21 protein-coding genes are annotated in these 25,029 nt (G+C 69.7%); 3 read left to right on the top strand and 18 right to left on the bottom strand.

The features are described from left to right. Positions 1-75: 75 nt before the first annotated feature. A complete protein-coding gene (locus WMF17_RS38645) occupies positions 76-2,193 on the top strand; it encodes an ATP-dependent helicase (protein WP_437598429.1) in 2,118 nt (705 codons plus the stop codon). Positions 2,194-2,224: 31 nt separating this feature from the next. Here the strand turns inward: WMF17_RS38645 and WMF17_RS38640 are convergent, their stop codons facing one another. Next, positions 2,225-3,895 (bottom strand): nitrite/sulfite reductase, encoded by a 1,671-nt coding sequence (locus tag WMF17_RS38640; protein ID WP_437598428.1) that lies wholly within the window; start codon positions 3,893-3,895, stop codon positions 2,225-2,227. Positions 3,896-3,986: 91 nt separating this feature from the next. On the opposite strand from WMF17_RS38640, the gene WMF17_RS38635 reads away from it, so the two are divergent. Further along, the gene (locus tag WMF17_RS38635; protein ID WP_437598427.1) at positions 3,987-5,183 is read left to right on the top strand and encodes a trans-sulfuration enzyme family protein; all 1,197 of its coding nucleotides are present in this window, start codon (positions 3,987-3,989) and stop codon (positions 5,181-5,183) included. On the opposite strand, the gene WMF17_RS38630 is transcribed toward WMF17_RS38635, so the two are convergent. From WMF17_RS38630 to WMF17_RS38550, 17 genes are all read right to left on the bottom strand, one after another. Further along, a complete protein-coding gene (locus tag WMF17_RS38630) occupies positions 5,180-5,752 on the bottom strand; it encodes a response regulator transcription factor (protein WP_437598426.1) in 573 nt (190 codons plus the stop codon). The two genes, WMF17_RS38635 and WMF17_RS38630, sit on opposite strands and share 4 nt — an antisense overlap. Before the next feature lie 7 nt (positions 5,753-5,759). Further along, positions 5,760-7,184, bottom strand: coding sequence for a sensor histidine kinase (locus WMF17_RS38625; RefSeq protein ID WP_437646006.1), 1,425 nt, complete (start codon positions 7,182-7,184; stop codon positions 5,760-5,762). A 247-nt stretch (positions 7,185-7,431) separates the two neighbouring features. Then, positions 7,432-7,920: a cytochrome C oxidase subunit IV family protein gene (locus WMF17_RS38620; protein ID WP_437598423.1), complete on the bottom strand. Its 489-nt coding sequence runs from the start codon at positions 7,918-7,920 to the stop codon at positions 7,432-7,434. 15 nt (positions 7,921-7,935) lie between these two features. Next, complete coding sequence (locus tag WMF17_RS38615) at positions 7,936-8,622, bottom strand: cytochrome c oxidase subunit 3 family protein (protein WP_437598421.1); 687 nt, start codon at positions 8,620-8,622, stop codon at positions 7,936-7,938. Then, the gene (gene ctaD / locus WMF17_RS38610) at positions 8,619-10,256 is read right to left on the bottom strand and encodes a cytochrome c oxidase subunit I (protein WP_437598418.1); all 1,638 of its coding nucleotides are present in this window, start codon (positions 10,254-10,256) and stop codon (positions 8,619-8,621) included. Before ctaD ends, WMF17_RS38615 begins: the two co-directional genes overlap by 4 nt. 19 nt (positions 10,257-10,275) lie before the next feature. Beyond that, a complete protein-coding gene (coxB, locus tag WMF17_RS38605) occupies positions 10,276-11,220 on the bottom strand; it encodes a cytochrome c oxidase subunit II (protein WP_437646004.1) in 945 nt (314 codons plus the stop codon). 31 nt (positions 11,221-11,251) lie between these two features. Then, positions 11,252-12,091 carry an SCO family protein gene (locus WMF17_RS38600; protein WP_437598416.1) on the bottom strand — a complete coding sequence of 280 codons (840 nt, stop codon included), beginning with the start codon at positions 12,089-12,091 and terminating at the stop codon, positions 11,252-11,254. Beyond that, complete coding sequence (locus WMF17_RS38595) at positions 12,091-12,735, bottom strand: hypothetical protein (protein WP_437646002.1); 645 nt, start codon at positions 12,733-12,735, stop codon at positions 12,091-12,093. Before WMF17_RS38595 ends, WMF17_RS38600 begins: the two co-directional genes overlap by 1 nt. Positions 12,736-12,745: 10 nt before the next feature. Beyond that, a complete protein-coding gene (locus WMF17_RS38590; protein ID WP_437598414.1) occupies positions 12,746-13,951 on the bottom strand; it encodes a hypothetical protein in 1,206 nt (401 codons plus the stop codon). Beyond that, positions 13,948-14,553 (bottom strand): c-type cytochrome, encoded by a 606-nt coding sequence (locus WMF17_RS38585; RefSeq protein ID WP_437598412.1) that lies wholly within the window; start codon positions 14,551-14,553, stop codon positions 13,948-13,950. The genes WMF17_RS38590 and WMF17_RS38585 overlap by 4 nt, the downstream gene beginning before the upstream one ends. Next, on the bottom strand, positions 14,550-15,317 hold the full coding sequence (locus WMF17_RS38580; protein WP_437646000.1) for a DUF3341 domain-containing protein: 768 nt from the start codon (positions 15,315-15,317) through the stop codon (positions 14,550-14,552). Before WMF17_RS38580 ends, WMF17_RS38585 begins: the two co-directional genes overlap by 4 nt. Further along, on the bottom strand, positions 15,307-16,740 hold the full coding sequence (nrfD, locus tag WMF17_RS38575) for an NrfD/PsrC family molybdoenzyme membrane anchor subunit (protein ID WP_437598407.1): 1,434 nt from the start codon (positions 16,738-16,740) through the stop codon (positions 15,307-15,309). The genes WMF17_RS38580 and nrfD overlap by 11 nt, the downstream gene beginning before the upstream one ends. Beyond that, positions 16,737-19,733, bottom strand: a complete 2,997-nt coding sequence (locus WMF17_RS38570; RefSeq protein WP_437645998.1) for a TAT-variant-translocated molybdopterin oxidoreductase — start codon at positions 19,731-19,733, stop codon at positions 16,737-16,739. The genes nrfD and WMF17_RS38570 overlap by 4 nt, the downstream gene beginning before the upstream one ends. Further along, positions 19,730-20,425, bottom strand: coding sequence for a cytochrome c3 family protein (locus WMF17_RS38565; RefSeq protein WP_437598404.1), 696 nt, complete (start codon positions 20,423-20,425; stop codon positions 19,730-19,732). The genes WMF17_RS38570 and WMF17_RS38565 overlap by 4 nt, the downstream gene beginning before the upstream one ends. Positions 20,426-20,768: 343 nt before the next feature. Then, positions 20,769-21,554: a phytanoyl-CoA dioxygenase family protein gene (locus WMF17_RS38560; protein ID WP_437651439.1), complete on the bottom strand. Its 786-nt coding sequence runs from the start codon at positions 21,552-21,554 to the stop codon at positions 20,769-20,771. Between the two features lie 41 nt (positions 21,555-21,595). Further along, entirely contained in the window at positions 21,596-22,576 is a 981-nt protein-coding gene (locus WMF17_RS38555) for an aldo/keto reductase (RefSeq protein ID WP_437645996.1), read from the bottom strand. Between the two features lie 10 nt (positions 22,577-22,586). Continuing rightward, complete coding sequence (locus WMF17_RS38550) at positions 22,587-22,829, bottom strand: hypothetical protein (protein WP_437575997.1); 243 nt, start codon at positions 22,827-22,829, stop codon at positions 22,587-22,589. Between the two features lie 130 nt (positions 22,830-22,959). Between WMF17_RS38550 and WMF17_RS38545 the strand changes: the two genes are divergently transcribed. Further along, positions 22,960-24,975, top strand: a complete 2,016-nt coding sequence (locus tag WMF17_RS38545) for a SpoIVB peptidase S55 domain-containing protein (protein ID WP_437645994.1) — start codon at positions 22,960-22,962, stop codon at positions 24,973-24,975. Positions 24,976-25,029 lie beyond the last annotated feature (54 nt).

The raw sequence follows: 25,029 nt of genomic DNA, 5'->3' as shown, positions 1-25,029 counted from the left end.
GCATTCCGCGCCTGCGCTGCGCTCCGGTAAAATCAAGCTCCCGCTCCGGCGCCCTCCGGGCTAGTCCACGGCACGGTGTCGAGCTTATTGAACCCGTCTCAACGTGCGGCCGTCGAGCACGAGCTCGGGCCAATGCTGGTGCTCGCCGGCGCCGGATCCGGCAAGACGCGGGTCGTGACCACGCGGATCGCCCGCCTGCTCGATCGCGGCGTCTCGGCGCGCTCCATCCTGGCGATGACCTTCACCAACAAGGCCGCCGCCGAGATGCACGAGCGCGTCGGCAAGCTCGTCGGCTCGAAGGTCGCGCGCGAGCTCAAGGTCTGCACCTTCCACCGCTTCGGCCTCGACGTGCTCGGCGCGGAGACCCGCGCCCTCGGCCTGCGAGGCGGCTCCTTCGCCATCTTCGACCAGTCCGACGCGCTGGGGGTCATCCGCGAGATCCTCCGCGAGCTCCGCGCCGGCAAGAGCTACGACGTCGGCGCGATCCTCTCTCGCATCTCGAACGCCAAGAACGCGTTCCTCGACGCCGAGACGTGGGCCGAGGCGCAGCGGCAGGGCAAGGGCATCGACGATTACGACGAGATCTCGATGCTCGTGTACCCGCGCTACATCGCGGCGCTGCGCTCGTTCCAGGCCTTCGACTTCGACGACCTCATCTGCGAGGTGGTCCGCCTCTGGCAGGCGCGCGCCGACGTCCTCGAGCGCTGGCGGATGCGCTACCGCTTCGTGATCGTCGACGAGTACCAGGACACGAACCGCGCCCAGCTCGAGCTGCTGCGCCTGCTCTGCGGAGAGCACCGCAACGTGTGCGTCGTCGGCGACGACGACCAGTCGATCTACGCCTGGCGCGGCGCCGACGTGCGCAACATCCTCGATTTCGAGGAGCATTTCTCGGGCGCGAAGGTCGTCAAGCTCGAGCACAACTACCGCTCGCGCAAGCCCATCCTCGACGTCGCCAACGCGGTGCTCGCCAAGTCCGGCGCCCGGCGGCACAAGAAGTCGCTCATCGCCACCCGCGAGGAGGGCGACACGGTGCGGTCCATCATCTGCGCCGACCCCGACGTCGAGGCGAGCTTCGTGGCCACGGAGGCGCAGCGCCTCCTGGAGCGCGAGGCCGCGCGGCCGAAGGACATCGCCGTGCTCTACCGCTCGAACCTCCAGGCGGCCGCGATCGAGTCGGCCCTCAAGGAGCGGCAGATCCCGATCCGGATGATCGGCGGCCAGCAGTTCTTCGAGCGCAAGGAGGTCAAGGACCTCATCGCTTACCTGCGCGTCGCGCTGAACCCGAACGACGAGATGTCGCTGCGGCGCATCCTGAACTACCCGGCGCGCGGCGTCGGCGACGCCGCGGTCGCCAAGCTCGGCGCCTACGCGACGGCGCACGACACCTCGCTCTGGACGGCGGTGTCGCGGCCGCACGCCATCCACGAGCTGAGCTCCGCCGCGATCGAGGGGTGCCGCCAGCTGCTCCGGATCATCGAGGCCTCGCGCGCGCGGCTCGAGCGCGGCGAGCCCTCCGCGGCGGTCGCCCGCGCGCTCCTCGACGACGCCGGCTTCAAGGAGGACATCATGACCGGCTCCTCCACGAACAACGCCGCCGCGCGCCGCTGGGGCAACCTCGAGGGCCTGCTCAACGTCTTCGGGCGCCGCGACGAGAAGGGGAAGGGGGACCGCGCGAGCTTCGCCGAGTTCCTGCGGCTGCTCGCCCTGCGGCAGGACTCCGAGGAGGACGAGGCCACCGATCGCGTGACGCTCACCACGATGCACGGCGCGAAGGGCCTGGAGTTCCCTTACGTCTTCGTGATCGGCCTGGAGGAGGGGCTGATGCCCCACCAGCGCAGCCTCGACGAGCGCGCCACGGACGCCGCCCCGATCAGCGCCGAGGGCGGAGAGGCGGGCGGGCACAGCATCGAGGAGGAGCGCCGGCTCTTCTACGTCGCGGTCACGCGGGCCCGCGATCGGCTCTACCTCATGCGGGCCAAGCACCGCGGGTCGCGCGGCAAGATGGTGCCGAGGACGCCGAGCAGGTTCATGCTCGACATCCCCCCCGAGCTCCTGGACGAGCGCGAGGAGCTCGCGCCCGTCGCTCCGGCGATGGAGAAGGTCAAGGCGGGGGCTGCCGGCGTGCTGGCCGCGCTGTCGATAAACCCGTTCGCCGGGGATCCCCCCGTCGTCCCCCGCCGCCGCATCTGAGCGGGCGCCGGGGACGGCGGGGGGCGGGGGATCAGATGGCGGAGCCCTCGGAGGCGGCAGCGAAGCCGGCGCGGGTGATCTCCTGCACGCCCTTGCGCGTGACGAAGTCGCGGAAGCTCTCGCCCTCGGCGCGGCCGGCCATGTAGTGCCGCGCGATGGCGGCGATCACCTTGGGCGTCTCCTCCTCGGGGATGCGGCCGTCGAGGCGCTCGCCGATGCGCGCGCTCGGGCCGCAGCAGCCGCCCACGCGGAGCGAGTAGTGCGGGCGCTCGACCCCGTCCTTGCCCTTCACCATCAGGCCCGTCATCCCGATGTCGGCGACGTGGTGCTGACCGCACGAGTTCGGGCACCCCGAGATCTTGATGTCGAACTCGCCGAGGGCGCTCACGAAATCGTCGGCCTCCTGGCGGCTGCCGTTCGGCACCAGGTGCTCCCGGATGCGCGCCCCGACCTGCATGCTCTTCGTGATCGCGAGCGTGCAGTAGTCGCCGCCGGGGCAGGCCACCACGTCGGTGATGTGCCCGGCGTCCGCCTCGGCGAGGCCGAGCTGCGAGAGCTCGCGGTGCAGGTTGAGCAGCTGCCCCTCCGGCACCCAGCGCAGCACGAAGTTCTGGGTGTTCGTCGCCCGCACCTCGCCGTTGGCGTAGCGCCGGGAGAGGTCGGCCAGGCTCTTCAGCTGCTCGCTCGTGATGTCGCCGAGCGGCAGCTTGACCGTCGCCACCCGGTAGCCGGGCTGCGTCTGCGCGATCGTGTTGGTCCGCTTCCAGCGCGCATAGGCGCCGTCGCCCAGCGTCTCTCGCGACGGCGTGAGCGGGGGCGGGTCGCTCTCCCGGTACTCGGACACGTACCGCGCCACCTCGGCCGCGAGCGCCTCGCCCCGCGCCGCCTTGATGCGATCGAACTCCTCGTCGAGCCGGCGCAGGAACTCGGCCTCGCCGAGCTTGCGGATCAGGAACTTGAGCCGCGCCTTCTTCCGGTTCTTCCGCTCGCCGTCCCGGTGGAACACGCTCACCACCGCCTCGCACACCAGCAGCACGTCCGAGACCGGGATGAACTCCCGCCAGAGATGGGCGATCTCGGGCGTCGAGCCGAGCCCGCCCGCCACGTAGACGGTGAAGCCCTGGCCGAGATCGCCGACCTTGGCCAGCAGGCCGACGTCGTTGATCATGAGCTGCGCGTGATCGCGCGCGCTGCCCGACAGGCTCACCTTGAACTTCCGGGGCAGGCGCCGGTTGTGCTCGTGGAAGAGGAAGTGCTCCGTGACCGCGTGCGCGTACGGCGTCACGTCGAACACCTCGTCCTCGACGACCCCCGCGAGGTGCGACGCGGTGACGTTGCGGAGGGTGTCGGCGCACGCGCCGACCGTGGTCACACCTGCGCGCGCCAGCGCGTGCTGCAGGTCGATGGTCTCCTCGATCTCCAGGTAGTGGAGCTGGATGTCCTGGCGTGTTGTGACGTGCGCTAGCCCGCGACCCCACCGCTCGGTCACTTCGGCGAGCGCTTCGAGCTGCGCTGCCGTCAGCTGCCCGCCCGGGATCTTGATGCGCTGCATGTGCTTAACGTGCGCGAGCTGCGCGTAGACCCCCATGGCCAGCCGAAGCGGGCGGAACTGGTCAGGGGTCAGCTCACCACGTTTGAATTTGGCGACGTTCTCGGCGTGTTCGTCGATGGCCGCCGCAAGGCGCTCGACTGGTTGCAACATGACCGATGGTATTCCCTATATTTCCGACGCGTCAAGTGCGACAATTATCAAAGCCGGTGCAAGGGAAGCACCGGGCCCCTTCCTGCCTCCCATGAAGACCGATCTGCCGACCTCGACCGATGCTGTGCACGCGGGTGTGCTCCGCGAGCGTCCGTCCCACACCCTCGCGCCCGCGATCGCGCAGACGGCGACGTACACGTTTGCGAACACAGCGGATCTCGAGCGCTACTTCGCCGGGGGCGACGTGGACCCGGAGCGGCAGGAGTACGGCCGCTACGGAAACCCCACCGTGCGCGAGGTCGAGCAGCGGATCGCGGCGCTCGATCGCGCCGAGGACGCGCTGCTCTTCGCGAGCGGGATGGCGGCGGTGACGACCACGGCGTTCGCCCTGCTCAAGGCGGGCGATCACGTCATCCTGTTCCGCGACGTGTACCGCCGCACGCGGCAGTTCGTGATCCACGTGCTCTCGCGGCTCGGCGTCGAGCACACGCTGATCGATCCGGGCGCGTTCGACCAGCTCGAGGCGGCCTTCAGGCCGCGCACCCGCTTCGCGCTGAGCGAGTCGCCGACGAACCCGTACCTGCACTGCATCGACCTCTCCCGCTTCGCCGAGATCTGCAAGAAGGCGCGCGTCAAGACGATCGTCGACGCGACGTTCGCGACCCCGTACAACTCCGACCCGATCGGGCGCGGCATCGACCTCGTCGTCCACAGCGCCAGCAAGTACCTGTCCGGCCACAACGACGTCCTCGGCGGCGCGGTGTCCGGGTCGAACGCGCTGATCTCGCTGGTCCGCGACATGCGCAGCGTCCTCGGCGGCATCATGGACCCCCACGCCGCGGCGCTGGTCGGCCGCGGGATGAAGACGCTCGCGCTCCGCGTCGAGCGGCAGAACGCGACGGGGCTCGCGGTGGCGCGCGCGCTCGAGGCGCACCCCGCCGTGGAGCGGGTGTTCTACCCGGGGCTCCCGTCGCACCCGGATCACAAGGTCGCGGCCGAGCAGATGCGCGGCTTCGGCGGCGTCGTGAGCTTCATCGTGCGCGGCGGGCGCGAGGCGGCCGCGCGCGTCGTCGACGGCACGCGCATCGCCGCGATCGCCCCGAGCTTCGGCGGCGTGGAGACGCTCATCGAGCAGCCGTGCATCATGAGCTTCCACGAGCTGAGCGACGAGCAGCTCGCCGCGATCGGCATCTCCCCCGCGCTGATCCGCCTGTCGGTCGGCGTCGAGGAGGCGGAGGACGTCGTGAAGGACGTCCTCGGCGCGCTCGACGCGCTCGGCAAGGCCTAGCTCCCGAGCTTCCGCAGCTTCCGCTGCAGCGTCCGCCGGTCGATCCCGAGCAGCTTCGCCGCGGTGGCCACCACGCCGCCCGACTCCCGGAGCGCGGCGCGGATCGCCTCGCGCTCCAGGTCGTCCAGCTTCAGGCTCCCGGGCGGAGGCGTCGGCGCCGCCGAGGACGGCGGGGGCCGCTGGCGGTCGCGCAGGCTCGCGGCCTCGCGCAGGTTCGCGGCCTCGCGCAGGAGCTTGTCCGCGTCGACGGGCTTGCTGAGCAGCGTGTCCGCGCCCTCGCGCATCGCCGCCACCGCGAGCGGGATGTCCCCGAACCCGGTCAGCATCACGATCGCCGCGTCGGGCTGCAGCTTGCGGTACTTGGCGAGCGCGCTGAGCCCGTCGCCGCGCGGCATGCGGTAGTCGATGACCACGAGGTCCACCGGCTCGTACTCGAGCGCCACGAGCCCCTCGTCGATCGTCGCCGCGGTCCTCGCCACGACGCCGCGGCGCCGCAGCGCTCCCTGCAGGGTCGTGCGGAACGCGTCGTCGTCGTCCACGAGCAGCGCAGTCTCGATCCGTCGCGCCATCTTCACCTCAGGCCGCCCCGGCGCGCTTCAGCGCGGGGGAGAGATCTGCGTCCATCGGGCCCGGGGTCCCGTCGAGGCGGAGGCGCAAGGTCGCCTTCGCCCCGCCGGTCTCGACGCTCTCCATGCGCAGCACAGCGTTCATGCGCGAGGCCATCATCGAGCTGATGTAGAGCCCGAGCCCCATCCCGCCCTGGGACATCTTCGTCGTCTGGAAGGGCTCCCCGAGCCGCCCGGCGATCTCGGGGCTCAGCCCCGGCCCGGTGTCGGAGACCGCGATCTCGCAGACGTCGCCGCGCTCGACGACGCTCAGCTCGATCCGCTGCTCGGCCCCGTCGGCCGTCGCCTCGGCGGCGTTGGTGAGCAGGTTGACGAGCACCTGGCGGAGCGCCGGCTTGAGCACGTTCGCCTGGACCAGCCGCGGCGTGTCGAACGCGAGCTCGCCCCGGTAGCCGAGCCGCGCGAGCTCGGCCTTCGCCAGGTCGCGCACGAAGCGGGTGAGCTCCAGCGGCTCGAGCCGCTGGTCGAGCCGGATCTGGCCGCGCATCAGGCTGATGATGTCGCTCGCGCGCCTGGCCTCGCCGGCCACCGTCTCGGCCATGCGCGCCGCGTCCTCGGAGCCCGTCTCGCGCGCCACGTCGACGAGGTCCTTGCTCGCGAGGAGGATCGTCGCGAGCGGCGTGCTGAGCTCGTGCGACATGCCGCCGACCATGCGCCCGAGCATCGCCAGCCGCTCGTTGCGCTGGCTCTGCTGCCGGAGCTCCTCGAGCCTGTGCGCGTAGACGACGACGAAGAAGCCGAGGAACACCGTCAGCGACGTGAGCGAGACGAGGTCGCCGAGCTGCCGGATGCGGTCGCCGCCGAGCGGCGCGGAGTCGAGCGGCAGCGGCGCCGCGTGGGTCAGCACGGCGATCGCGGTCAGGGTCAAGAGGCCCAGGAGCACGGTCGTGCGCCGCGGGCAGAGCAGGCCGGAGAGGGCGATGTGGAAGGCGAGGAAGACGGCGAACGGGTTCTCCAGCCCGCCCGAGAACCAGAGCATCCAGGCGTTCGCGACGACGTCGCCCACGAGCTGGGCGCGCGCGAGCTCCTGCGCGGGCGCGGGCTCGCGCGTCGAGGCCTCGGCCGCGTCCAGCCGGCGCGCGCGCCGGACCCGGAAGGTCCAGGCGAGGTTCGCCACGGTGATGGCCGCGACGCCGAGGATCAGCGGCCCGAGCCTGAGGTCGGGCACGAGCTTCCTGCTCGCGACCGTCGTGGCGATCATCCCCGCGATCGCCACCCAGCGCAGCTGGATCAGCCACCGATCGGCGGTGTCCCACGACGGGGGCTTCGGCCCGGACAGCAGCACCGCGAGCCGCCGCCGCGCCGCCGGCGGCGCGGCGCTCTTGGCGGGGTCGGGACCTGCGTCAAACGACCATGGTTGGAAGGAGGATTGCATCCGCGCGCGGACAGGGGGGCTTTCCAGGGTGCGGTCGAGGTGCCCGGCGTTCAGCCCGGAGCCACCTTTCGACGTTGCCCTGCATCCGCCCCCTTGTACCGCGCACGAAAGCCGCGAGCACGCGCGAGGTGCGTCCGTGCCCACTCCCGGGGGGTTGGCACGGAAAACTCCCGTGATTCCCGCGACTTTTGATTGTGATCTTGCTTACATTCGACGCGTGCCGCGGGGCGCTCGGCCCCGCAGCCGGTCACTCGGTCCCCTGATGGACCTGCTTGGGCGGCGGGGCGACCTTGTGCGGTCGCTTCACGTTCCAGTTGTCGACGGCGCGCTTTCCGTCGAACGGCGCCTTGATGTCCGCCGGCCGCTCGGCCTCGATCCGCTCGGCTCGCCCGCGGTTGTTCGTGTCGAACATGGTGAAGCCGATGAAGATCGCCAGGAAGATGAGCGACGAGGCGAAGATCAGGGCGTGGAACTTATGGTCCCACTTCAGGTGCATGAAGATGAGCGCCACGACGCCCGCCTTCACCGTCGCGATGAGGACCGCGATGGCCAGGTTGGCCGCGCCGAGGTCGACGTAGCTCGCCCCCACGGTCACGACCGTGAGCACGAGCAGCGCGAGCCACGTGACGATGTAGACCTTGAGCGGCAGGACGTGGGGCACGTGGTCTGCGCCGTGCCCGTGGCCATGGCCGTGCTCGTTTCCGTGCGCGCCGGCTGCTTCTGCGTGTGTCGACATGCTGTCCTCTAGACCTCAGCCCACCAGGTAGAGGAGGGGGAAGAGATAGATCCAGATGAGGTCGACGAGGTGCCAGTACAGCCCCACCCCTTCGACCGGCGAGTAGTAACGGCTCGAGAACTCACCCCGCGTGTTGCGGATGAGGATCCACGTGATGAGCCCCATCCCGATGATGACGTGCACGCCGTGAATGCCGGTCATCATGAAGTAGATCGCGAAGAAGATCCCCGCGTGGGCCGTGGTGAAGCCCTCGGCGGTGAAGTACTTCCCGGGCAGGAGGCCGTCGTGGAACTTGTGCTGGTACTCGAAGTACTTGATGACGAGGAACGCGGCCGCGCAGAGCAGGGTCACCACCAGCAGCCGGGTGGTGGTCTTCTGGTCGCTCTTCTGCGCTGACCGGACGGCGAGCGCCATCGTCAGGCTGGAACAGATGAGCACGAGCGTGTTGATGCCGCCCATCACCCTGTCGAGGTGGTGGTGGGCTTCGACGAAGGAGTCGAAGAACCAGGTCCGGAAGACGGCGAACGCGCAGAACAGCCCGCCGAAGAGGAGCACCTCGGTGACCAGGAAGAGCCAGATGCCCATCCTGCCGGCGTCGAACTGCGTGTCCGCGGAGTCGAAATGATGGGCGACGTGGAAATTCGGGGACAGGACCGCCCCTGCCTTGTTCGGCCGATCGGCGGCCTCGGCGTGCGCGCTCATGAGTTCTCCGTGTTGAAGTCGTATGCGCCCTTGGTCACGATCGGGGTGCGGACGAAGTTCTCGGTGATGGGCGGGGAGGCGGTTGTCCACTCGAGGCTGAGCCCGCCCCAGGGGTTCACCGGCGCCGGGGCGCCGGACCGGAGCGAGCGGATGAAGCAGACGAGCATCACGGAGACGCCGGCGCCCAGGATCCACGAGCCCACGGTCGAGAAGGCGTGCAGCGGCTGGAACTGGTCCAGGTAGTTGTAGTAGCGCCGCGGCATCCCGCGGCTGCCCAGGACGAACTGCGAGAAGAACGTGACGTTGAACCCGATGAAGACGAGCACGCAGGCGATGGCGGCGAGCCTCTCGGAGTACATCTTCCCGGTGATCTTGGGCCACCAGTGGTGGAGCCCGCCGAAGAAGGCGATGACGGTGCCGCCCACCATCACGTAGTGGAAGTGCGCGACAACGAAGTACGTATCGTGGAGGTGCAGGTCCACGCTGAGCATCCCGAGGAAGACGCCGGTGAGGCCGCCGATCGAGAAGAGGATGAGGAACGACAGCGCGTACAGCATCGGCGCCTTGAAGCTGATCGAGCCGCGCCACAGCGTGGCGGTCCAGTTGAAGACCTTGACCCCGCTGGGGATGGCGACGAGGAAGGTCAGGAACGAGAAGATGATCGCCGCGAACTCGCTCTGGCCCGAGGTGAACATGTGGTGGCCCCACACGAGGAAGCCGACCAGGGCGATGGCGACGCTGGAGAAGGCGATCGCCTTGTAGCCGAAGACCCTGCGCCGCGCGTGGACGGCGATGAGCTCGCTGATGATGCCCATGCCCGGCAGGATCATGATGTAAACGGCCGGGTGGCTGTAGAACCAGAAGAAGTGCTGGTAGAGCACCGGGTCGCCGCCGAGCGCCGGGTCGAAGATGCCGATGTTGAACGCGCGCTCGGCGATGAGCAGGAGGAGCGTGATGCCGAGGACGGGGGTCGCGAGGATCTGGACGATGCTCGTCGCGTAGAGCGACCAGAGCATGAGCGGCATCTTGTACCAGCCCATCCCGGGCGCCCGGAGCTTGTGCATCGTGACGATGAAGTTCAGCCCCGTGAGCACGCTGGAGAAGCCGAGGATGAAGACGCCGAACGTGACGCTCAGGACCGAGGTCGTCGTCACCGTGCTCGAGTACGGGACGTAGAACGTCCAGCCGGTGTCGATGCCGCCCGTGACGAGCGACGACAGCGTGAAGAGGGCGCCGATCCAGTAGAGGTACAGGCTGAGGAGGTTCAGCTTGGGGAAGGCGACGTCCTTCGCGCCGATCATGATCGGCAGGAGGAAGTTGCCGAGCGCGCCGGGGATGCTCGGGATGATGAACAGGAACGTCATCACCGCGCCGTGGAGCGTGAACATCTGGTTATAGGCGTTCGCGCTGATGATCGTCGCCTTCGGCGTCAGGAGCTCGAGCCGCAGGATGAGCGCGAAGACGCCGCCCATGAGGAACGCGATGAAGGTGCTGGCGAGGTACATCAGGCCGATCCGCTTGTGATCGACCGTGGTGAGCCACGACATGATCCCGCTCTTGGCCCGGATGTAGTCCACTCCGTGGCCGGCGTCGGGCGCCGTATTGACATCAAGGGTTGTTACGGTCTGCGACATGGCTGCTTCTCCCCGGCGCTCACTTCACCGTCTTCAGGTAAGTGATGAGCGCATCCACTTCTCTGTCCTTGAGGAGCCCCTTGAACGATGGCATCACCGGCGGGTAGCCGCGCACGACCTGGCCGGCCGGGTTGAAGACGCTCTCGCGGAAATAGTTCTCGTCCGCGATGACCTTGGAGCCGTCCACGAGCTCCTCCTCGCGGCCGAACAGTCCCTTGAGCGACGGGCCCTGGAGACGCGTGCCGTCGAGCGAGTGGCAGGTCGCGCAGCTCCGCTTGACGAAGAGCGCCTTGCCGAGCTCCTCGGGCGGGAGGTCGCTGTTGTTGTTGCCCTCGAGCCACTTCTCGAACTCCGACGGCTCCAGCACCTTGACCGTCGCCATCATGTCGGAGTGGCCGGAGCCGCAGTACTCGGTGCACAGGATCACCGTCTCGCGCGTCTCCGTCGCCTCGAACCACACCGACGTGTACGAGCCCGGGACCATGTCCTGCTTCACGCGGAACTCCGGGATGTAGAGGCTGTGGAGGATGTCCTTCGAGCTCAGGATCAACCGCACCGGGCGACCCCGCGGCACGGCGAGCTCGTTCACGGTCGTCGTCCCGTCGGGGTAGGTGAACGTCCACAGGTACATCTCGCCCGTGACGTTGATCTCGTAGGACTCGGACGGGGCGACGGAGGCGTGCACGTAGCCGCGCATGCCCACGAAGAAGAGGCCGATGAGGATGCCGAGCGGGATCAGCGTCCACACGACCTCGACGACCGTGCTGTGGTCGACGGGGCTCGTCTTGTCGTGCTCGCCGCGCCGCCGGTACCTGACGGCGAACATCACGACCGCCCCGAGGACCAGGAAGAAGAAGAAGACGGAGACCCAGTAGGCCGCGTCCCAGCCGGCGTCGATGTGCTCAGCGAGCGTCGAGCCCTGGCGGGGCAGCCAGAATGAGCCGAGTTCGATCGGGTTATTCATCACCATAGTTGTGGCTCCGCCACCTTGTGTCTTAGGAAGCCTCGTTTACGCGCGCTCTGCGGGTGCGTTCAGTCCGCCAGAAGCGTATGAGCCAGAGCCCGATCAGCACGACGGTGACGGCGCCTGACGCCTTCATCAGCCGCTTCGTCGCCAGGACGTACCCCCGGGCGTTGGGATCGTAATGGAAACAGAACAGCAGCACCCGATCCCAGGCGCTCCCGACCAGCCCGCTGCCCGCTTCGCGCAGCGCGAGGCCGAAGTTCTTCTGCGGGAAGGAGATGCCGTACAGGGTGCGCGATAGGCGTCCGTCCGGCGTGAAGACGAACGCGCCCGCAGCGTGCGCGTACTGCTTCGTCGTCTCGTCCCATCGGTAGCCGAAGCCCACGGTGTTGGCGAGCGTGCGCACCGAGGCCTCGTCCCCGACGAGGAACTCGAAGCCGTCGCCGAGGATCGGCCTGCCGTAAGCCTCGATATAGTTCGCCCGCTTCTTGCGCGCTGCATCGGGCGTATCGCGGGGATCGAAGCTCACGACGAGGGTGCGGTACTCCTTGCCCGCGCTCCAGTCGCTCTCCTTCATGGCCTGGAGCACGCCGTTGAGGACCAGCGAGCACAGCATCGGGCACTCGAAGTAACCGAGCACCAGGACGAGGGGCTTGTCGCCCGTCGCGTACCGGCCGAGCTCGACCTCTTGCCCCGACTGATCGCGGAGCCGGAGCTCGCGCGGAAGCATGGCTCCCGGCCGCTCTTCGATGTCGACGCCGACGAGCTCAGTTGGAATGGTTGTGTCCGCCGCCCGCGCGCTCCGCGCCGGGGTGACCGTGGCCACCACCAGCGCGAGCACAGCGAGCAAGGCGTACAGCGGGCGAGACATCACTGCACCGGAGTGGACGGCGCCGGGCTGGTGGCGGGCTTGGGCGCCGCGCCTCCAGATTGCGCGGGCTGGGCGGGCTTGACTGCGTCGGCAGGCTTGGCCGCGTCGGCGGGCTTTGCCGCGTCGGCGGGCTTTGCCGCGTCGGCGGGCTTGACCGCGTCCTTGTCGCCCGGCTTCGTTGCGTCCTTGGGCGGCTGGCCGCCCTCGGCGCTCGGGGGCGAGGCCTCGCCTGGCTTCGTGTTGCTCTCCTCGGGCTGCGCTGCCTGCTCGGGCGTGGTCGCAGCGGGAACGGCCGCGCTCCCCACGCGCTTCTCCTGATAGTCCTTCAGGGTGAGCGCGACGGCCTGATCGATCGGGATGCGGACGACGCCGTCCTTCTCGTTCGCCCACTGGTAGTGGCCGAGGCGCTCCTGCTCCATGGCCCGCAGGCCGCGGAGCGCGCTGCTCGGCGGCTCGAGCACCTTGCTCGAGATCTCCCGCTCCATCGTCGACTTGAAGATCTCGTTCACGAAGAGCACGGTCGCCACGAGGGACGCCAGCGTGGCGATCACGATCACGAAGATGAGCGAGTTGTTCGGCCGATCCGCCTCGGCGTGCTCGGTCTCGGCGTGCTCGGTCGCGGTGTTGTCAGTCGCTTCGCTCATGGCCGGCTCCTTACGGGTTGTCGATCCGAGCCGCTTCGGCAAGGTGAGGGTCATTCAGAGGATACAGCGGGCTCTTGGCCGCTTGAAGCGAGAGCACCCAGGCTCCCACGCCCAGCGGGCCGAGCAAGCCGGCGAGGTCGATCCAGCTCAGGTGCGCGCCATGGTGATCCACGTTCGGCATGACCAGCCAGTAGAGGTCGACGTAGTGCATCACGAGGAGGAGCACCGACGCCGCCCCGAGGACCAGCGGGCTCCGCTTGGCGTGCCGCGACAGGAGGACGAGGAACGGCACGACGAAGTGCCCGAACAGCAGGACCAGGCTCACGACCTTCCACGAACCCTCCCAGCGGTGATGATAGAAGATCGTCTCTTCCGGGATGTTGGCGTACCAGATGAGCAGGAACTGCGAGAACGCGATGTAGGCCCAGAAGATCGTGAAGCCGAAGAGGAGCTTGCCAATGTCGTGCTGGCGCTCGACGTTGCTCACCTTGCGCAAGAGCCCCGCCTTGTGGAGCGCGATCGTGATCAACGCGAGCGCCGAGAGGGAGCTCGTGGCCGCGCCGGCGAACACGTAGACGCCGAAGATCGTCGAGTACCAGTGCGGGTCGATGCTCATCAGCCAGTCGAACGAGGCGAACGAGATCGTCAGGGCAAAGACGATGACGGCCGGCGCGCTGGAGGCCCGCAACCTCGCCGTGGGCCGGAAATCGGCGCTCTCGTCCTGCGCGCGGGAGGTCTTGATGAACCACAGCGACAGGCCCGCCCACGCCGCGAGGAACACCCCGGCGCGGATGTAGAAGAAGGTCGGGTTCAGGTACGGCGCCTTCTGCTGGAGCAGGTGGTCGTTCGCGGCCTGGGGCCCCATCCAGTGATGGTAGATGTCGTGGGCGAGCACCGCGACCGGGAGGAACAGCACGGCGCACGCGGGCAGGACGCCGCTCATCCACTCCATGTGACGGCGCGCGGCCGCCGACCAGCGCGCGCGCGTCAGGTGCTGGATGATCACGAAGAACAGGGCGCCGAGCCCGATCGTCACGACCCAGGTGAAGCCGGTGAGGTACGAGAACGCGAAACGCTTCGTGTCGACGACCGCCGCCAGCGCCGAGAGCGCCACGCCGGCGATGGCGAGCACCATGCTCCTCGAGACGAGCCGCTTCGCGACCGCCCGATCGAGGACCTTCGTGTCCTCGGCCAGAGCACTTCCGTGAGACTTCATGGAGTTCCGCTCTCCTTCGCGATGTTGCCCCGCTGGGCCTCCGGGACGTCGTCGATGCGCCCGTGCTGGCTGCGCTGCAGCACGCGCACCCAGGTGACGATCGCCCACCGGTCCCGGGCCGGGATCTGCTTCCGATAAGACGGCATGTTCCGGACGCCGTTCGAGATGACGTGGAAGATCTCGCCGTCGGGCAGGCCGCGCGCCCGCTCGGACGCGAGGTCGATGGGCGGCGGGTACCCGCGCTTCACCACCATGCCCTGCCCGCTGCCGGCCTGGTCATGGCAGGGCGCGCAGTAGATGTTGAACCGATCCTGGCCGCGCCGGACCACCGTCTCGTCGACGGTGACAGGCGCCATCGCCAGGAACGTCTCGCCGTCCTTGCCGGTGCGGTAGGCGTCGCTCTCGTCGAGCGCCCCCTGGTGCACGGTGCCCTGCACGAGGGGCCGCATCGACCGGCCGTCGGGGAACAGGCGGTTGCCCTCCTCGGGCTGGAACTTGGGCTGCCAGTCCATGTCCCCGAAGACGTGGATCGGCGGGTCGCTGCTCGCCTGTCCGCGACAGCCTGCCAGGACGACGAGGAGGGGAATACACCAGCGTTTCACGAGGAGACCTCCCTGATGCCCTGCGCGCCTACGCGCTGGAGGAGGCTGCGCGTCTCCGAGGCATCGAACTTCGGGTCGCTCACCTCGACGCTGATGAAGAAGGCGTCGTCGGTCGCGCGCGGAAATGAGGGGTGCGTCATGGTGGGGTGGAAGAAGGACGGCAGGCGCCCGAGCGCGAAGAGCCCGAAGAAGCACGTGAGCGCCGCGACGAGGACCGTGAGCTCGAAGAAGATCGGGATGAAGGCCTGGTACGAGAAGGCCGGCTTGCCGCTGATGATGAGCGGGTAGTCGTAGAACTGCGTGTACCAGGCGAGCAGGATGCCGCCGCTGAGCCCCGCCGCCCCGCCGCCGAGCACGAGCCACGGCAGCGGCGACGCCTTGAGCCCCATCGCCCTCTCCAGCCCGTGCACGGGGAACGGCGTGTGCGCATCGAAGCGGCTGTACCCGGCGTCCCGGAGCGCCTCGCACGCGTGATAGATGTCCTTCGGGGTCGTGAAGTAGCCCATCAGCGCGAACGGGGACGCCGCCGCGGCCGCCTCCTCCTCGGTCCGGTGCTCCAGCTTGCGCTCGATCGCGAGCACCGCTCTCCCGTGCGGCCCCTCCTCGTGGGGCTTCTCGTATTCCGCCTCGTCCGCGGGCACGAAGCCCTGCGGCTTGTCGTCGGGCGGGCTTTCGCGATCGGAGTCCTTGAGCCCTCCTGCCTCCTCGGTCGAGGCAGGCTCCCCGGAGCGCTTCCGGCTCGGAGGGTCGCTGTCACGCTGCATGATGAGCCTCGTCGTTGCTGTGCGAGCCGTGAGGATCGGCCGCCGCCGTGATCGCCTTCACCTCGCTGAGCGCGACCATCGGGAGGTAGCGGACGAACAGCAGGAAGAGGGTGAAGAAGAGGCCGAACGAACCGAAGAACGTCGATATGTCCCAGATGCTCGGGCGGAAGTAGGTCCAGCTGGACGGGAGGAAGTCGCGGTGGAGGCTCGTCACGATGATGACGAAGCGCTCGAACCACATCCCGATGTTGACCAGGATCGAGATCACGAACATCGCGGGGATGCTGGTGCGCACCTTCTTGAACCAGAAGAGCTGCGGGAAGATGACGTTGCAGCTCACCATGGTCCAGTAGGCCCACGAGTACGGGCCGAGGATGCGGTTCGCGAAGGCGAACCGCTCGTAGCCGTTGCCGCTGTACCACGCGATGAAGAGCTCCATCGCGTACGCGTAGCCGACCATGGTGCCGGTCGCGACGATCACCTTGTTCATGTTCTCGAGGTGCCGGATGGTGATGAGGCCCTCGAGGCCGAACGCCTTGCGCGCGAACACCATCAGCGTGACGACCATCGCGAACCCGCTGAAGATGGCGCCGGCGACGAAGTACGGCGGGAAGATGGTGGTGTGCCAGCCGGGGACGATCGAGACGGCGAAGTCGAACGACACGATCGTGTGCACGCTGAGCACGAGCGGCGTCGAGAGCCCGGCGAAGATCAGGTAGGCGCGCTCGTAATGGAGCCAGTGGCGGTGCGAGCCGCGCCACCCGAGGCAGAGGATCCCGAAGACGATCTGCTTCGTCCGGCTCGTGGCCCGGTCGCGGATCGTGGCGAGATCGGGGATGAGCCCGACGAACCAGAAGAGGGCCGAGACCGTCGCGTACGTCGAGACGGCGAAGACGTCCCAGAGCAGGGGGCTCTTGAAGTTCGGCCAGATGCTCATCTGGTTCGGGATCGGGAACAGCCAGTGGGCGAACCAGATCCGGCCCAGGTGGGCCACCGGGTAGATGGCGGCGCACGCGACGGCGAAGATCGTCATCGCCTCCGCCGCTCGGTTGATGCTCGTCCTCCACTTCTGTCGGAAGAGGAAGAGGATGGCGCTGATGAGCGTGCCGGCGTGGCCGATGCCGACCCAGAACACGAAGCCGGTGATGTCCCACGCCCAGTTGACCGTGGTGTTCAGCCCCCAGATGCCGATGCCCTTCCCGACGAGGTGGACGAGCGAGCCGCCGAGGACGAGCAGGAGGCTGATGGCGAGGCAGAACAGGATGAGCCACCCCGAGGGCGGCTTGGTGAGGACGATCCCCGAGATCTTGTCGGTGAGCGAACGGAAGTCGTCCTTCCCCTGCACGAGCGGCGCCTCGTCCAAGAGGGCGGCGCGGTCGGAGACCCGGGGGGGGTCGACCTGGAGAGGTGCTGTGGCGCTCATGCGTCGGCGAGCTCCGGGTTCTTGTTGCGGATCTTGGCGAGGTAGGTGACCCGCGGCTTGGTGTTGATCTCGTCCAGCATCCTGTAACCGCGCGGGCTCGCGGACGTCACGGACACCTGGCTCGTCTGGTCGTTGAGGTCGCCGAAGGCGATGGCCTGCGTCGGGCAAGCGCCCTGGCACGCGGTCACGACCTCGCCGTCCTTGACGTGCTCCCGTCCCTCTTTCTTGGCCTCGATCTTGGCGGTGTTGATCCGCTGAACGCAGAAGGTGCACTTCTCCATGACGCCCCGCGATCGGACGGTGACGTTGGGGTTGAACTGCATCTTCCGCGACTCCGAGTCCGGCTGGCCGTATTCGAAGAAGTTGAAGCGACGCACCTTGTACGGGCAGTTGTTGGCGCAGTACTTCGTGCCGACGCAGCGGTTGTACGCCATGTCGTTCAGCCCCTCGGGGCTGTGGGCCGTGGCGGCGACCGGGCACACCTGCTCGCACGGCGCGTTCTCGCAGTGCTGGCAGGGGAGCGGCTGCTGGATGCTCTCGGGCTCGTTCGGGTCGGTGCCCTGGAAGTAGCGATCCACCCGCAGCCAGTGCATCTCGCGCGTCTCGCGCACGCCCTCGATGCCCACGACCGGGATGTTGTTCTCGGCCTGGCAGGCGACAACGCACGCGTTGCACCCGATGCAGGCGTTGAGGTCGATGCTCATGCCCCAGGCGTGTCCCTGCCGGCGGTTCGGCTCCTTGAACAGGCTGAGGAGCGGCGGCACGTGGACCTGCTTCTGGGCGAACGTCGGGTCCTTCTCGAGCTCGGCGAGCGTCCCCTCGCGCGCGAGCGGGCGGCCCTCCATGACGAAGTGCTCCTGGGTGCGCGCGAGCTCCGCCACCGCGCCGGTCTTCTCCAGCGAGAAGCCGCCGGCGAGCTCGAAGGCGTCGCTCTTGCGGAGCGGGGTCGTGTCGACGCCGACGCCGCGCCCGACCCGGAGCTCTGCGCGCCGGCCCTGGCCGACGCCGATGGCGACCGAGTCGTCGGCCTGCCCCGGCGCGACGACGACGGGGATCCGGACCGAGGCGCCGGCGCCCGACAGCGTCACGACGTCGCCGTCCTTGAGGCCGAGCCGCGCCGCCGTCGACGGCGAGAGGTTCGCGCCGCTGCCCCAGGTGAGCTTGGTCATCGGGTGGGGCAGCTCCTGGAGCCACCCGTTGTTCGCGAACCGCCCGTCCCACGCGTGCATGTCGGGCCGGAAGGTCACCTCCAGGCCCTCGGCCGCGGCAGGCGCGAACGCCCGCAGCGCGTCGATCGCGGCCCGCGTCGTGGCGGTCACCTGCTCGTCGGCGAGCTGGCTCCCGGCGAAGAGGCCGTCGTGCAGCGCGCGGCGGAGGTCCTGCTCGGTCCGCTTCGCGCCCTCGGCGTTCAGCCAGGTCGCCCTCACCAGGTCGTAGGCGGTCCGCGAGCCGCCGAGCAGCAGCTCGATGACCTCGGCGTCGGTCCTGCCGCCGAAGAGCGGCGCGATGAGCGGCTGCCCGATGCTGGCCGTCCCGTCCTCCGCCCGGACGTCGCTCCACGACTCCAGCGGGTGGGCGCGGTTCAGGTGCCAGCGGGAGCGCTCGCTCGTCTCGTCGACGTGCGTCGAGACGTGCACGCTCACGGGCACCTTGGCGAGCGCGTCGGCGAAGCGCGCGTCGGCGGGCGCGTCGAAGGCCGGGTTGCCGCCCAGGATGATCAGCGTCTCGACCTCGTTGCGCTCGATGGCGCCCGCGAGCTCGACGAGCGCCTCGGGGCCCTCGCGCGACTCGTCGAAGGGCGCGACGAGCCGGACGGCCCTGCCGGTGTTGTCGAGGGCGAGGTTGATGAGGTGCGCGACGGCGTGGACCTCCTTCGGCAGCGAGCGCCCCACCACGAGCGCGCCCAGCCCGCGGTTCGCCGCGAGATCGGCGGCGATGGCGGCGACGTGCCGGGTCGCCTTGGCGTCGAGCCCGTCCGACTTGTCCTCGAGCGTCTTGAGCAGATCCGCGTCGAGCGCGACCCCGCGCTTGCCGAGCTCGGTCGCGAGCGCGAAGGTGAAGGCGGGGATCTTGCGGCTCTGGATCCGGAGCCGGTGATCCGCCGCCGCGCCGGTGATCGTGAAGGTGCTCTCGACGGCGTAGAGGCGGTTCATCGCCTTCGGGTCCTTGTCGACCGCGCGGCCCGCCGCGAACGCGCGCGCCTGCTTGATCGGGCTGCCGTCGGTGCCGAACAGGTCGGCGTCGAGCGCGACGATGACGCGCGCCTTCGTCAGGTCGAGCGTCGTCTCGAGCGGCTTGCCGAACGCGAGCCGGGCGCCCTCGCGCGCGGCGTCGCGGGAGAACGGCTCGTACCGGACGATGCGCGCCTCCGGCAGCGTCTTGCGGAGATCGGCGAGGCGCGCGGCCAGTGTCGGCGACCTGTGCGCCTCGGTCAGGATCGTGAGCCCCTTGCCGCTGCGGCCGCGGAGCTTGTCGCCCTCGGCGCGCAGGAACGCGGCCGCGTCGTCCCAGGACTTGGCGGCCGCGCCCTCGCGCGGCGACTTGCTGCGGTCGGGATCGTAGAGGTCGAGGACCGCGGCCTGGGTGTAGAGGGTGGTCGCGCCGAGGCTCTCGGGGTGCTTCGGGTTGCCCTCGATCTTTGTGGGGCGCCCCTCGTGGCTCTCGACGAGGACGCCGAAGGCCGTGCCCATCATCGGCAGCGCGGTCGCGAAGAACAGCGGCTGGCCGGGGATGACCTCCTCCGGGGCGCGCGAGTACGGCAGGATCTGCTCGACGGGCCGGCGGCAGCCCACGAGGCCGCCGAGGGCGAGCGACGCGCCCATGAGGCTGAGGAACGTGCGCCGCCCGACGCCCTCCGGCGGCTCGAACGCGGCCGGAGGGAACTCGCGCCCGAGCGCGTCGACGAAGTCGGGCGAGCCGGCGAGCTCGCTCAAGCTGCGCCAGTAGGTCTTCCCAGAGATGTCCTGGGCGAGGGGGAGAGGAGTTCGTTTCATCGGTGGCACCCCGAGCAGTGGAGCGGCGCCTGCACCTGCCGCCCGGAGGTCGTGACCGCTGGCACACGATCGTTGTAAGGTTCCCCGGTCGCGGGGACCCCGGCGCCCGCCATGACGGCCGTCGATGGCGCCATATCCATCTTGGTGACGTCGGCGGGATTGCGGAGGTGGGGACCCGGATTGCGGTGGCAGTCCAGGCACCATCCCATCGAGAGCGGCTCGACCTGTCGGACCGTGTGCATCTGGTCGACGCGGCCGTGACAGCTCACGCAGCCGACCCCTGCAGCCAGATGGGCTGAGTGGTCGAAATAGGCATAGTCGGGCAGGTTGTGGACGCGCACCCAGGGGATGGGTTGATCGTTCGCCCAGCTCTCCTGCACGAGCAGAAGCATTTCGCTGTCCCTCCGCACCTTGGCGTGACAATTCATGCACGTCTCGGTGGGTGGAACGGCGGCGAAGCCGGATACCTCCACTGTGTTGTGGCAGTAGCGGCAGTCCATACCGAGGTCGCCGGCGTGCAGCTTGTGCGAGTAGTCAACCGGTTGATCCGGCTGATACCCGACCTCGAGATGTTTGTTGGTACCGTAGTACCAGAATCCGCCGATCACAGCGGTGCCGAGGGGCAGGACTCCGAAGAGCAGCCCGAGCGGCACCACTTTGTTGGCCCATCGTGGGAACAGGAACCGAGCCATAGGGTTGTGTGGGGCGTCGGAGGGACGCGCGGGCGCAGTTATGGCTTGCTGGCGGGGTGCGACAAGACGGCAAAGTGCCGCGTGACCGCGGCAGATTGCCGCGGTGGATAACTGAAGCCCCGTGGCGCGGCAAATCGACGCTGGGCGCGGCAACTTGCCGCGGCTGCCGGCGTTCGTCCTTACGATGCGCGGGTGAACCCGGCCCGGCGCTGGATCGAAAAAAATCGGCCGAATCGTCGACCTCGGCCGAGCGCCTGGCGAGGCGCGTGCCGCGGGAGAGGGCGGGGGGCCCGTCGCGGGAGCGATCCATGCTGCCGCCGGGCCCGCTCTCCCGGGGGTGAGCTCAGAACACCGGGGTGAACGCGCGTGGCGCCTTTTTCTTCCTGAGGCAGCGGGTCGCCCTGCTCATGTAGCAGACGGTGAGGGCTCGCCGCGGCTGGCCGCTCCGGTTCACGGCGGAGCAGTGCCAGAGGTAGTTGTGGATCAGCAGCGCCTCGCCCGCGCGCGTCGGCAGCGCGATCTTGCGGGTGTCGGCGTTGGCCGCGCGCACGAGCGCGCCCGGAACGACGCCGCCGAGCGGCGTCGCGAGCCCGCCCAGGTGGCTGCCTTCCAGCACCTCCACGCAGCCGCCGCCGGCGGGGGCATCGTCGAGCGCCGTCCAGATCTGCAGCTCGGGGTCGCGATCCAGCCCCCAGTAGCTGCCGCCGTCCTGGTGCCACGGCAGCGCCGTCCCACCGGACGCGGCCTTGTTGAAGAGCACGGCCCGGTAGATGGAGATCTCCCCCTGGATGAGCGAGCGCGCGACCCTCTCGAAGAGCGGGTTCTCGATCCAGGCGAGGAACAGCGGGTCCTTCTCGAGCTTCTCGAGCTTCCGGTACGACGTGCTCGGCCCCTGGTAGCCCTTGCCGTAAGGCAGGTCCTCGTAGCGGCCCGACGCGGCGTCGTGCTGGAAGAAGAGCCCGGGGTACGTCACGCGCCCGAGCATCAGGTCGTCCGAGCGCGCGCGGAGCGCCGCGAGCCCCGCGTCGGTCATCACGCGACCGAGCCTGGCGGTCCCGCGGGCGGCGTAGTCGGCGAGGGGGCCCGCGAGGTCGAGCGCCCTGGCCTCGGGAAGCAGGAAGTCGTTCATCGCGCGGCCGTTCATCGCGCCGTCGTTCATCGCGCCGTCGTTCATCGCGCGTAGCTCGCGTCGGTGCCCAGGTGGTCGCGGTAGAGCGCGTCCATGCGCCGCGCCGCCTCCGGCGAGAGCGGGCGCTGGAGCGCGTCGGCGGCCGCGTCGAGGTGCTCTGCCCGCGCCGGGCCGACCAGGATGGAGTCGACAACCTCCCGCCCCGCGAGCCAGGCATACGACAGCGAGAGCAGGCTCATCCCCTCGGCCGCCGCCACGGCCGCGTAGCTGGCCGCGAGCTCGAACATGCGCGCGCTCCAGTACCGGCGCTGGTAGAGGCGGTTGCCCTCGAAGCGCGAGCCCACCTGCGCCGCCTCCGGCCCCGCGTGCCGCCCGGTCAAGAGCCCGCCGGCGAGCGGGTTGTACGCCGCGGTGGCCACCGAGTACCGCCGCGCGAACGCGGCATACTCGAGGTCGAGCTGGCGGATCAGCGCGTTGTAGAGCACCTGCGAGACGGCGGGGCGGGCCTTCCCCTCGGCGTCGCGGCGCGCGATGATCTCCAGGATCTGCCACGAGGCGTGATTGCTGACCCCGTAGCGCAGGATCTTCCCCTGATCGAGCAGGGCGTCGATCGCCGCGAGCGTCTCCTCGACGGGCGTCTCGGGATCCGGCGCGTGGAGATAGCAGACGTCGACGCGGTCGGTGCCGAGGCGCCCGAGGCTCTCCTCGACGGCGCGGATCACCTGCTCGCGCCCGAGGCCCTCGGCCTTGCCCCGGACCCGGCGCAGGCCGACCTTCGTGGCGATCTGCGCCTCGGCCCGGCGGCCGCGCAGCGCCCGGCCGAGGAGCCGCTCGGACGCGCCGTCCTGGTAGAGGTTGGCCGTGTCGAACGCGGTGATCCCTCGCTCGAGCGCGCGGTCGACGATGCGCTCGGCCTCCTCGGGCGGCGTGCGGCCGCCGAAGTTCATCGTGCCGACGACGACGCCGGGCGGCGCGCCCGGGCGCCGCTTCTCCGTCATTCCAGCCTTCACATCGGACGTCACGCCACGCTCCTCACGCCCGCGCGACGAGGAGCGCGAGCACGTACACGATGAGCCACACGAGCCACAGCGTGCTCATCCGGCGCCACCCCTGCCGGAAGCCGTACATCGGCGCGAGCGGCGGCACCACGAGCGCCACGAGCCCGCGCCATCGGGGCTCGCTCCGGAGCATGAGCCGCGCTGCCAGCGCGACGTGGGTGGTCACCCAGGTGGCGAACGCCAGGATGAGCGTCGCGGTCGCCGCGATATCCTTCACGGGGCGCAGCGTAGCGTCGCCGGCGCGCCCCGCCCCTGGAAATCAGCGACCCCGGGCGGCGCGGCGACCTTCCCGCGCTCGGCGAGCCCCGGCTCTGTCGCGCTGCCAAATCCGGGCTAAGCTTGGGCCCGTGCCTCTGCGCGACACACCGTGTTTTCGTCCGAATTCCTTCTTCGCCGCGCGCGCCGTCCCGCTCGCGACCCGCTGCGCGACAGCGCTCGCGGGCGCCGCCCGCGCCCTCGTCGATCGCGAGGGGCGCCTCATCCCCCTGAGCCTGCTCGCCGGCGCGGCGTGCAGCCTCGCTGTCGGCCTCGGCGCGGCTCACGCGATCTCCACACCGCCCGATACGCTGCCGATCGCCGAGGTCAAGCCGGGCATGAAGGGATACGGCCTCACCGTCTTCTCCGGCACCACGCCCGAGAAGTTCGATGTCGAGGTCATCTCGACGCTCCGCAATTTCCGCCCGAACCAGGACCTCATCCTCATCAAGACCCAGCACCCGCGCCTCGAGATCGCCCGCACGGTGGCGGGGATGAGCGGCAGCCCGATCTACCTGAACGGCAAGATGATCGGCGCCTACGCGTACGGCTGGCTCTTCGGCGCCGAGGCGATCGCCGGCGTCACCCCGATCAAGTCGATGCTCGACGAGCTCGCGCGGCCGCTCCCGCGGGGGATCGCCCCGAAGGTCGGCGGCCCGCTGCCCGCGCCGGTGAGCGGCATCGGCGGCGCGCCGCCGCGCGCCGCCGCGCCGGCCCGGCTGCGCGGCGGCCGCGGCTTCGTGGGGCCGGTCGACGCCTACGATCTCGCCGGCCACGCCAGCCAGCTCGCCGTGCGCGTCGCGCCGGCGCTCGCCCCGCCCCAGTCGACGGGCCTCGCGCGCGCCTCGACGCCGGTGATGCTCGGCGGGCTCGGGGGCACGTCGCTGCGCATCGCGAGCGACCTGCTCGGCCCCATGGGGCTCGAGCCGATGCAGGCCGGCGGCGGCTCGTCGGCGAACCCGGAGCCGGGGGTGCCGACCCGGTACGTCGACGGGGGCGCGATCGGCGTCGAGCTCGTGCGCGGCGACATCTCCGCCATGGGCATCGGCACGGTCACGCGCGTGTCGGGCGACAAGCTCGTCGCGTTCGGCCACCCGATGATGAACGGCGGCGTCGCCAGCCTCCCCACCGCGATCGCCCGGGTCCACTGGATCCTCGCGAGCCAGAACCGCAGCTTCAAGATCGGCGAGGCCGTGCGGTCGGTCGGCTCGATGGTCAACGATCGGCAGGCCGCGATCGTCGTCGACAGCGCGGCCAGGGCGCCGGTCTTCCCGATGCGCGTCCAGATCGACGGCGTGGAGGGCGCCCCGCACCCGACGTGGAACGTCGAGGTCGCGCACGATCAGTTCCTCGCGCCCTCCTTCGTCTCGATGGCGCTCGGCAACGCCGTCGAGGCGACCACGGCCGAGCGGCGGGACATGACCTGGCGGGCGGTGAGCCAGCTGAGGATCGGGCGCTACGGCACGATCTCGCTCGTCGACTTCGGCGCCGGCAACGGCACCCCGCTCAGCGCCGACGACTTCGTCCGCAGCCGGCTCGTCCGATCGATGGGGGCCCTCCTCAACAACCCGTGGGAGGACGTCTCGATCGAGCGCGTCGACTCCCGCGTGAAGGTCACCTTCGACCGCGAGGTCGTCCTGCTGCGCGGCGCGAAGGTGCTCGAGCCCGAGGTCGACGCGGGCGCGCCCGCGCGCATCCGCCTGGATCTCCAGCCCCACCAGGGCCCCATGGAGTCGCGCGTCATCGAGGTGCCGATCCCGCGCGAGCTCGCCGGCAGCCAGGTGGCCATCGATCTCGCGCCCGGCTACGAGGTCGAGCGCCCGATGGCGACGCCGAACAACGTCGCGGAGCTCGTGGCGATGCTGCCGAACCAGAACCACGACGCGGAGAGCGTCGTCGCGACGTTCAAGCTCCGGGAGAACGGCGCGGCGTACCGCGGCAAGGTCGCCTCGCGGCTCCCTCCGGGCGCGATGGACACGCTGCGCCCGAGCTCCGACTCCGACGCGCCCGAGACCTTCGGCGCGCAGGTGCAGGTGCCGATCTCCCTCAAGCGCTTCCTGGTCGGGAAAGACACCGTGAGCGTCACGGTCCGGCCTATCCTTCGCTGAGCCGCGCCGGCTCTCCCCGCCGCCGCCTCCTCCTCCCTGACCCCCTCCTCTCTG

Source organism: Sorangium sp. So ce362 (assembly GCF_051519845.1).
GTDB lineage: Bacteria > Myxococcota_A > Polyangia > Polyangiales > Polyangiaceae > Sorangium.
This window is presented reverse-complemented; position numbering and strand designations above follow the sequence as displayed.